Raw genomic sequence first — 7,077 nt, 5'->3', positions numbered from 1 at the left:
TCCCCAATCCCCAATCCCCAATCCCCAATCCCCAGTCCCCAGTCCCCAATCCCCATTTCCTTCTTCAATGTGCTGTTCAAAGTCTATGCTAGTCATGGGGGAAATCTCAGTTGAAAAGTTGGTAACTTTTATCTGCTTAACTTCTCCCGCCTTTTTTCTAATCAACATTAGGCGTAATTCCCCATTCCTGACAAATGCCTCGCACTCCCACATTAACTTTCAACCGCGGTACTCTAATTTTGCATCCACCACCACGCGGTAAAGCTTGGATGGATTATGCTACATGGGATGATAGAGTAGAAAAATTCCGCATTCCCGCGATTAAATACCGCTGTTTAGTAGAGGCACTACAGGCAGAAGAAACTGACTTTATCGATGATGCCAAAGAATTTTACTCTCTAGATTTGATTCCTAGTTTGGAGATGGAACCTTATCCCCACCAGAGTGAGGCGTTAGCAGCTTGGAAATTGGCAAAAAGGTGTGGGGTAGTGGTGCTTCCTACTGCGGCGGGAAAGACTTATTTGGCACAAATGGCGATACAAGCGACGCCGCGCACGACGCTAATTGTGGTGCCAACTTTGGATTTAATGCATCAGTGGTATGCACATTTAGTTGCGGCGTTCCCTGATGCTGAGGTGGGGTTGTTGGGAGGCGGTTCGCGAGATAAGACGCCTATTTTAGTTGCAACTTACGACAGTGCCGCAATTCATGCTGAAGCGCTAGGAAATCAATATGCTTTGATTGTTTTTGATGAATGTCATCATTTACCGACAGATTTTAATCGGGTAATTGCTGAGTATGCGATCGCACCCTATCGTTTAGGACTTTCTGCTACGCCGGAACGTACTGATGGTAAGCACGCTGACTTAAATATCCTCATTGGTAGAGAAGTATATCGCAAACGTGCTGAGGATTTAGCGGGGAAGGCATTAGCAGAACATGAAATCGTCCAAATTAAGGTGAAGTTATCACAAAATGAACGAGAAAGATACAACGAATTAATTCAAATTCGCAACGATTTTTTACGACAATCTCGAATCTCTTTAGGGAGTATTCAAGGTTGGCAAATGTTTGTACAAATGAGTGCGCGATCGCAAGCTGGACGCAGAGCTATGTTAGCGCACCGCGAAGCTAAAGAAATCGCTTTGGGAACTGATGGTAAGTTACGCATTTTACTTGATTTATTAGCAGAAAATTATCCGAAACGAGTTTTAATTTTCACTGCTGATAATGCTACCGTTTATCGCATTTCACAAGAGTTTTTAATTCCGGCAATTACTCATCAAACACCAGTTAAAGAACGACATGAAATATTAACCAAATTTCGTGAGGGTGAATATAATACTCTGGTTGCTTCTCATGTATTGAATGAAGGTGTTGATGTCCCTGCGGCTTCTGTGGCAATTATTTTATCGGGAACGGGTTCAGCAAGGGAGTATATTCAACGTTTAGGCAGAGTTTTACGTAAGGGTAATACTCCAGACAAGCGAGCAATTTTATACGAAATTGTTGCGGAAGATACGAGTGAAGAAGGGACTTCGGCACGGCGACGAGGTGAGCGGAAGACACGGGGACAGGGAGATAAAGAGAATTTGCAGGTTGTTTATGGAAGTGGAAAAAAGAGGGATTTGAGAGCTGCGGAACAGTTAGAAATAAATTATTCAAGCGAGAAAGGAAATGTTGCCGACAGAGTTACTGATGCATCGCCAAAATGGGGAGGAGATCATTCCGAAGAGACTGAAAATTGATGATAAAACTTCGGAGTTGGCAATTGAGTTGATTAATTATTTTCAAGCAGCTGTTAGTAAAACTCAGGGTATGCTTGAGCGTCAATTAACTGATTTTGAAGGAGATGCGACAGATTATCGAGTGAAGCGGGGATTAGCCTATATTCTTAAAAGTAGTTTTTGTACTTTTGAGGTTGTCAGTCCGCTAGAACCGCAAATGTTGAGAGAACGAGTGTTTTCTTTGGCTGCAAAATCGGTTGCTAGTCGTGAATCAACACAAGTTACTTTAGAAAAAATTGCTGATGAGTTAAGTCAAGAACTTGAGCGCGAAGTTTTATCAGAACAAGTTCGTGATGGATTATATGCTGATTTAAGCGAGAATAAAATTTTAACAGTTTTTGATGCGCCCACATCTACAGATTTATTGCATCGCTATAACTTGTCTCAAGTTCAAGGTATCTTTTATAAAGCTAGTCAACTTGTGTTGAATGCTCATCGCAATGTTCCAGGAGAATATAAGCTGTTATTTCGCTATCTGAAGTTATTTCAATTAATGGCTTATGTTGAGGGCGATGCCGATCACGGATTTACAATTACAATTGATGGGCCGACGAGTTTATTTAGTCCGAGTACGCGTTATGGTTTGGCAATAGCTAAACTCATTCCTGCCTTACTTCACGTGACAAAATGGAGTCTTTCATCTGTTTTACAAACTCGTGATTTCTATACAAATACTTGGAAAACTGGACGTTTTACTCTCAATTCTGAATGTGGTTTAGTGTCACATTACCCCAAAGGCAAGCCTTACGATAGTATGCTGGAAGCATCATTCGCTGATAAGTGGGATTCATTAAAAAGTGGCTGGATGCTAGAGCGAGAGGTAGATTTAATCCCTATTCCTGGTAGTGTGATGATTCCCGATTTTCGTTTGGTGCATCCTGATGGACGTAGCTTTTTATTAGAAATTGTCGGTTATTGGCGGCCAGAATATTTACAAAAGAAATTTTCTCAAGTGCGACGTGCTGGATGTGAAAACTTAATTTTGGCAATTTCCGAACGGTTGAATTTGGAAAAAGCGGGAGTCAAATTAAATAATGTCCCGGCAAAAATTGTTTGGTTTAAGGATAAGTTACTGCCCAAATCTGTTTTAGCAGTAATGGAATAAAAAATGGATCAGTAATATCAGGCTTCTGGTTCAACGCCGAGCGATCGCAATTGTTCAGCCAGGCGATCGGCTCGTTGGCGTTCTTGCTCGGCTCTTTCATCACCAGTCAACAATAAATTACCTTGCAAATCCCACCACCGTAGCCAGGGTAATTCCACATTTTGATATTCTCCCTGCCAAATGCCTAACTCCACTTCCATAGGTGCGATCTGATAATGTCCGCGCTCGTTTGCTGCTAATAACTGATATTTTCCACCAACCAATTCATAGACTTCTACACTAGCTTTTTTAACTTCATAGATACCGTAGAAGGCAGGACGAATAACCTGCTCATAAATCCAAAATTTACCTGTCCAAGGTGTTTTGTCTCGTTCTTCACTACCATCCCCAGAAACAAATTCTAAGACAATCGACGGGGCAATATATTCTCGCCAATATACATAAGACCTCCGCGTTTGTCCATTCAATAAAGGCGGTACATTCGGTACAAAAAACCAATCTGGTGCTTCTGCTCCTTTTTCTGGGGGATCGGTTAAGCGCCAATAAATACCCAAGTCTTGACCAATACAATATTGACCATTGGGATGTAATTGCTTGAGGACGGGTGTAATTGAGTCAGTCAATAAGATGCTTTGAGGATGTTCTTGCCAATTCTTCACAAATGTGCCATTGGAGTCTGGTAGCTGCGTATGGTCTGGGAAAGGAGTGAGTTCGAGATCGGTCGGTGGGTTGGTTGCAGAGGTCATAAGGCTACCTTTGCTTTGGGTAAGGGTGTCCCCTGAGCGGAGTCGAAGGGTTGTTTTTTAGTTTAGCAATAGAGGCGGGATTAAGCGATTGCATTAGTTATAAGAAGCTATTTAAGTCTTTCTTGTTTAAGCTGTTGCGCTTTTAATTTGCATGGTTCAAACCGCTAGAAAGACGCGGGGACGCGGGGACACGGAGACGCCCAGATGTAATTTGAATGACGATTAGCTTAAAACGTTTGCACCTTTTAACCAAAGACCTAAGCTTCTGGTTCAAAGCCGAGCGATCGCAATTGTTCAGCCAGGCGATCGGCTCGTTGGCGTTCGATTTCAGCTCGTTGACGTTCTTGTTCGGCTCTTTCTTCACCAGTCAACAACAAATTACCTTGCAAATCCCACCAACGCAGCCATGGTAATTCTATATTCTGATAAACTCCTGACCATATACCTAGCTCAACGCCTAAAGGATCTATAGGATAATGCCCACGTTCATTTACTGCTAATAACTGATACTGTCCATCAATCAGGTGATAAACTTCAACGCTGGCTTTTTTTACTTCATAAATGCCATAAAAAGCTGGATGAATTACCTGCTCATAAATCCAAAATTTACCTGTCCAAGGAGTTTTGTCTCTTTCCTCACTACCATCACCAGAGACAAACTCCAAGGCAATTAAGGGGGCAATAAATTCTCGCCACAGTACATAAGACCTGCGTGTTTGTCCATCAAGCAAAGGCGGTACATTCGGTACATAAAACCAATCTGGTGCTTCTGCACCTTTTTCTGGAGGGTCAGTCATCCGCCAGTAAATACCGCTATCTTGACCTATGCAATATTGACCATCAAGATGACGTTTTTGCAGTATCGGTTGAATCGAGTCTGTAATGAGAATGCTTTGGGGATGTTCCTGAAAGTTTTTCACGAAAGTGCCATCAGACTCTGGTAGCTGCGTATGGTCTGGGAAAGGAGTGAGTTCGAGGTCGGTGGCTGGGTTGCTTGCTGAGGTCATAGTGCTACCATTATTTCTGGTTCAGCGCCAAGCGATTAATTGCATTTTCGCCTATTAAGCGCATTAAATAATTCGTAATTCGTAATTCGTAATTCGTAATGACGCTCGCGGACTCGCTACCGCTGCGAAGCGCGTAATTAAGTTTTGTAATGGGGATTTGACCCCAACACAAAACTTGCCGGTTATAAAACCGGGGGACTTAAACCCACGGAACTTGTTAATCTAAACTTTCACATCTAAGGTACGTACCAAAAAAGCCCACATATCTGCGGCTTCTTCGATAATTTTAGCTGTGGGTTTACCTGCACCATGTCCGGCTTTAGTTTCAATTCTAATTAAAACTGGTGCATCTCCTGCATGAGCAGCTTGCAAAGCGGCGGCAAATTTGAAACTATGGGCAGGGACGACGCGATCGTCGTGATCGGCTGTGGTAATTAAGGTTGCAGGATAAGCTGTTCCTGGTTTGAGATTGTGTAGTGGTGAATAGGCATAAAGCGTTTTGAACTCCTCTGGATGATCTGGGGAACCATATTCAGAAGTCCAAGCCCAGCCGATGGTAAATTTGTGGAACTGCAACATATCCATCACACCTACTGCTGGTAAGGCTGCACCGAATAAATCAGGACGCTGAGTGATGCAAGCACCTACTAGTAAACCTCCATTGCTACCACCTGCGATCGCTAGTTTGGCAGGTTTTGCGTAACCATTGGCAATTAGCCACTCCGCAGCAGCTATAAAATCATCAAAAACATTCTGCTTTTTCTCTTTCATGCCAGCTTGATGCCATTCTTCGCCATACTCCCCACCACCGCGGATATTAGGCATAGCGTAGACACCACCCATCTCCATCCATACCAAGCGACTGACAGAAAAAACTGGCGTCATCGAAATATTAAAACCACCGTAACCAGAAAGTAAAGTAGGGTTATTTCCATCTAATTTAATGCTCTTTTTATATGTAATAAACATGGGCACTTGAGTACCATCTTTGCTTTGATAAAAGACTTGTTTAGTCTCATAATCACCAGAATTAAAATCTACTTTTGGTTCACGAAAAAGTTCGCTTTTTCCTGTCACCATGTTGTAGCGATAAATAGTTCCCGGTGTAGTAAAGCTACTGAAACTATAGAAAGTTTCAGTATCAGTACGCTTGCCATTAAAGCCACCTGCTGAACCAAGACCGGGTAATTCTACCTCCTGCACAAATATCCCATTGAAGTCAAAAACTTTAATTTTTGTGTGGGCATCTTGGAGATAATCAGCAACAAATTGGTTATTTAGTATATTGACGCTTTCTAAAGTTGCTTCCGATTGAGGAATAATTTCACGCCAATTTTCTTTATGGGGTTTTTGAGTATCAATCGCAATTAATCTACCGCGTGGCGCATCTAAATCTGTGCGAAAATAAAAGACATTATCATCATGCTCAATAAAGCCATAACCTGCTTCAAATTGATTAATTAGTTCTACAACTTCGGCATTAGGATTAGTCAAATCTTTGTAGAAAACTAAATTTTTAGAATCAGTTCCTAGCCAAACTGAAATTATCAAGTAGCGTCCATCTTCAGTTACCTCACCACTAAACCCCCATTCCTTTTGGTCAGGACGATGGTAAATTAGTATGTCTTCTGATTGGGGTGTATCCAATTTGTGATAATAGAGTTTTTGATAATAATTAACCTCTTCTAATTTGGTTTTCTCATTTGGCTCATCGTAACGACTGTAAAAAAAGCCTTGATGATCGTGTGTCCATGATGCACCAGAAAATTTAATCCAATTCAAGTGGTCTTCTAAGTCTGCACCAGTTTCAATATCGCGCACTTTCCACTCTTGCCAATCGGAACCAGAGGTAGATAAACCATATGCTAAAAGTTTACCGTCCTCGCTGATGGATAATCCTGAAAGCGCAACAGTACCATCTTCTGAAAGTTGGTTGGGATCAAGTAAAACTTTAGGTTCAGCGTCAAGGGTTTTTAAAGTGTAGAGAACGCTTTGATTTTGCAGCCCGTCATTTTTAAAATAAAAATAGCGTTCGTTAGAACCGTCTTGTAGAGATTCACCCTCTTTAAATGGGATGCCATATTTTTCATAATCCCAAAGTTTTGTCAGACGCTGTTGAATTTTTTCTCTAACAGAAATTTCGTCTAGATAGCTAAAAGTAACTTGATTTTGTTCCTCAATCCAAATCTTTGTTTCTTGCGAGTCTGGATTTTCTAACCAATTATAGGGGTCTGCAACTAGAGTACCGTGGTAGTTATTGATTTGCTCACTTTGACGGCTAGGTGGGTAGGTTAGACGCTTTTCAGAGTCGGGCATAATCTTAAATTAAATGCGATTGTGTTTAAGAGGGGCATCATTTATATTAGCTGTCTTCAGGGTAGTCTCAGCAAACATAAACGTCTTGCCGCAGGCTAGCGGCTACTCTGACAAAT

At 41.7% G+C, this 7,077-nt stretch carries 5 protein-coding genes; 2 read left to right on the top strand and 3 right to left on the bottom strand.

Going from position 1 to position 7,077, the window contains the following annotated elements; translation table 11 throughout:
* Positions 1 to 194 precede the first annotated feature (194 nt).
* Together AC5JMF_RS06020 and AC5JMF_RS06015 are read left to right on the top strand one after the other, a co-directional pair.
* Positions 195 to 1,748 carry a DEAD/DEAH box helicase family protein gene (locus AC5JMF_RS06020; RefSeq protein WP_495794796.1) on the top strand — a complete coding sequence of 518 codons (1,554 nt, stop codon included), beginning with the start codon at positions 195 to 197 and terminating at the stop codon, positions 1,746 to 1,748.
* Entirely contained in the window at positions 1,678 to 2,892 is a 1,215-nt protein-coding gene (locus tag AC5JMF_RS06015; protein ID WP_495794795.1) for a DUF790 family protein, read from the top strand. The genes AC5JMF_RS06020 and AC5JMF_RS06015 overlap by 71 nt, the downstream gene beginning before the upstream one ends.
* 17 nt (positions 2,893 to 2,909) lie before the next feature.
* On the opposite strand, the gene AC5JMF_RS06010 is transcribed toward AC5JMF_RS06015, so the two are convergent.
* The 3 genes from AC5JMF_RS06010 to AC5JMF_RS06000 all read right to left on the bottom strand — a co-directional run bounded on the left by AC5JMF_RS06010 (position 2,910) and on the right by AC5JMF_RS06000 (position 6,961).
* The gene (locus tag AC5JMF_RS06010; RefSeq protein ID WP_495794794.1) at positions 2,910 to 3,638 is read right to left on the bottom strand and encodes a Uma2 family endonuclease; all 729 of its coding nucleotides are present in this window, start codon (positions 3,636 to 3,638) and stop codon (positions 2,910 to 2,912) included.
* Between the two features lie 257 nt (positions 3,639 to 3,895).
* Positions 3,896 to 4,645 (bottom strand): Uma2 family endonuclease, encoded by a 750-nt coding sequence (locus tag AC5JMF_RS06005; RefSeq protein ID WP_495794793.1) that lies wholly within the window; start codon positions 4,643 to 4,645, stop codon positions 3,896 to 3,898.
* A 222-nt stretch (positions 4,646 to 4,867) separates the two neighbouring features.
* Complete coding sequence (locus AC5JMF_RS06000) at positions 4,868 to 6,961, bottom strand: prolyl oligopeptidase family serine peptidase (RefSeq protein ID WP_495794792.1); 2,094 nt, start codon at positions 6,959 to 6,961, stop codon at positions 4,868 to 4,870.
* Positions 6,962 to 7,077: the final 116 nt, after the last annotated feature.

It is taken from the genome of Desmonostoc vinosum (assembly GCF_059505385.1).
The sequence above is the reverse complement of the archived record's forward strand: the minus strand, read 5'-3'. Positions and strand labels throughout refer to the sequence as shown.

What these genes read in the sequence shown, in the direction of transcription:
- AC5JMF_RS06020 (WP_495794796.1), top strand. Translation starts at nt 195, where the DNA reads ATGCCTCGCACTCCCACATTAACTTTCAACCGCGGTACTCTAATTTTG.
- AC5JMF_RS06015 (WP_495794795.1), top strand. Translation starts at nt 1,678, where the DNA reads ATGTTGCCGACAGAGTTACTGATGCATCGCCAAAATGGGGAGGAGATC.
- AC5JMF_RS06010 (WP_495794794.1), bottom strand. Translation starts at nt 3,638, where the DNA reads ATGACCTCTGCAACCAACCCACCGACCGATCTCGAACTCACTCCTTTC.
- AC5JMF_RS06005 (WP_495794793.1), bottom strand. Translation starts at nt 4,645, where the DNA reads ATGACCTCAGCAAGCAACCCAGCCACCGACCTCGAACTCACTCCTTTC.
- AC5JMF_RS06000 (WP_495794792.1), bottom strand. Translation starts at nt 6,961, where the DNA reads ATGCCCGACTCTGAAAAGCGTCTAACCTACCCACCTAGCCGTCAAAGT.